Genomic DNA, 2578 nt, shown 5'->3' on the forward strand with positions numbered 1-2578 from the left:
TATATATATAAAAGATGATGGCCTAAACCCTACTGGTTCTTTAAAAGATAGGGCTTCTGCTATGGCAGCAGTAAAGGCGGATGAGGCAGGGGCAAAAACAGTCGCCTGTTCCTCTACTGGTAATGCTGCTTCTTCTCTGGCAGGAAACATAGCTTCAATGCCTGGAGACATGAGAGCTGTTATTTTTGTTCCTAAGAGAGCACCTGAAGGTAAAGTTACTCAACTTTTGATTTATGGGGCAGAAGTAATATCAGTTCAGGGTAGTTATGAAGAAGCATTTTATCTCTCCGAGAAAGCAATTGATAAATGGGGTTGGTATAACAGGAATGCGGCTATAAATCCCTATATGGTTGAAGGAAAAAAGACGGCAGCTATAGAAATGGCTGAACAATTAAACTGGGATATGCCGGACTGGGTAGTATTTTCAGTAGGTGATGGTTGTACAATTGCTGGGGCCTGGAAAGGTCTTTATGACCTAAAACAAATTGGTTTTATTGATAAAGTTCCTAAACTTTTAGGTGTACAGGCCGAAGGTTGTGCTCCTATTACTGAAGCATTTAGATCAGGTAAAGATCTAGAAGTAACAGGTGAAAATACTCTAGCTGATAGTATTGCTGTTGGTAAACCTCGTAATTACAAAAAAGCAATAGATGGTATCAAAGCTTCAAAAGGAGATATGATAAATGTTTCAGATGATGAAATTTTAGAGATGATGAAAGTTCTGGGAAGAACAACTGGTGTTTTTGGAGAACCGGCTGGAGTTGCTGGATTGGCAGGATTGAAAAAAATGGTCAAAAAAGGAGAAATATCTCCTGAAGAAAAGGTAGTAAATGTAATAACTGGTAATGGTTTGAAAGATGTTAAAAATGCCATTAAAGCAGCCGGTAATCCCCTTAAAGTTGAAGCAAATTTAGATAAGTTAACAAATATTTTTGATGAGAATAATTTAATTAAATAATTAATATGGGAGGACTATTAAATTTTAGTCCTCCTTTTGCCTCATGAAAATAAATTATATAACTAAAGGGAGTTGAATATAATGGCTGATTCTGAAGAAAATTTAGCTAATGAAGAATTAGAAATTGAAACCTATTATAGTCTGGAAGAAAAACCACCTGTTGGAGAAACTATTTTATTAGGGTTTCAACATATGCTAGCAATGTTTGTAGGTATAATTACTCCTCCATTGATTATTGCTGGAGCAGTTGGTCTTAATGCTGATCAAACAGGTTTTTTTGTAAGTATGGCTTTAATTGTTTCTGGAATCACAACCTTTATTCAATGTAGAAAAATTGGTCCAGTTGGATCTGGTCTGTTAGGAGTTCAGGGAACAAGCTTTAATTTTGTTCCGATGGCTATAGCTGCCGGTAATGATGGCGGTCTGGCTCTTATTTTGGGAATGGCTTTAGCAACTTCACCTGTTGAAATGATTTTTAGTCGTTTTCTCAAAAAAGCTCGAAAATTTTTCCCACCAATAGTCAGTGGAGCTGTAGTTATGCTTATTGGTTTAAGTCTTGTAGAAGTAGGTTTAACAGATTTAGCAGGAGGTAATGGAGCTGAGAACTTTGGTAGTCCTCAAAATCTTATCTTAGGTAGTTTTGTACTTATAGTTATCATAATTGCCAATAGATTTGGAAAAGGTTTAATAAAAGCAGGAGCTATTGCAATTGGGCTCGTAGCTGGTTACATAATTTCAATATTTTTAGGTTTAGTAAATTTTTCAGAAGTAGCTAATGCTGGCTGGTTTACTGTTCCTGTTCCCTTTAAATTTGGGATGTCATTTAGCTGGAAACATCTTTTACCCTGGATTTTGGCTTATTTAATTACTTCAGTTGAAACAATAGGAGATTTAACTGCTATTGCTGAAAACTCAGGTGAACCAGTAGAAGGGGAACTCCATGCTGAAAGGTTAAGTGGAGGAATGTTAGCTGATGCAGTTGGTAGTGCTCTTGCAGCAATTTTTAATTCAATGCCTAATAGTACGTTTAGTCAAAATACAGGAGTAATTCAAATGACCAAAATAGGGAGTAGAGTAGTTGGATATGCAGTTGCCGGGATTTTAATCCTCTTAGGTCTTTTCCCAAAAATAGGAGCTTTAATAACAGTTATGCCCTCTCCTGTTTTAGGAGGAGCTACAATAGCCTTATTTGGAATGGTAGCTACTTCCGGAATGAAAATAGCAATCAAAGGCGGATTAACCGATCGAAAGGTATTTATATTATCAATTTCTCTTGCTTTAGGCCTGGGAGTTATTATGAAACCATCAGCAGTATCACAATTGCCTGAATGGTTATCGACTTTACTTTCTTCAGGTATTTTAGTTGGAGCAGTTGTTTCCTTTTTACTCAACCTTTTATTACCAAGAGATGAAGGAGAAAAATATTGTGATTAAATTTGATAAAAATATAAATTTAACATAAAATGTAAATAGAATATTATTTTAATTTAAAGTTTTAAATATTATGGAGGTGTAAATATATGGGCCATAAGTCAGTAAATAAATCCAAAAAAAGAGTAGATGCCTATGATAAAGTAACAGGCAAGGCTAAATTTGGAGCTGATTTGTATTTTGATAGAA

2 protein-coding genes are annotated in these 2578 nt (G+C 35.3%); both read left to right on the plus strand.

What is annotated here, in order from left to right; genetic code table 11:
• Positions 1-958 (plus strand): threonine synthase (thrC, locus tag VJ881_10800; protein ID HKL76540.1); only part of this gene is annotated, 958 nt, incomplete at its 5' end.
• Positions 959-1039: 81 nt separating this feature from the next.
• Entirely contained in the window at positions 1040-2392 is a 1353-nt protein-coding gene (locus VJ881_10805) for a nucleobase:cation symporter-2 family protein (GenBank protein ID HKL76541.1), read from the plus strand.
• Positions 2393-2578: the final 186 nt, after the last annotated feature.

The sequence above is a fragment of the Halanaerobiales bacterium genome, from assembly GCA_035270125.1.
Lineage (GTDB): Bacteria > Bacillota > Halanaerobiia > Halanaerobiales > DATFIM01 > DATFIM01.

What these genes read in the sequence shown, in the direction of transcription:
- VJ881_10805 (HKL76541.1), top strand. Translation starts at nt 1,040, where the DNA reads ATGGCTGATTCTGAAGAAAATTTAGCTAATGAAGAATTAGAAATTGAA.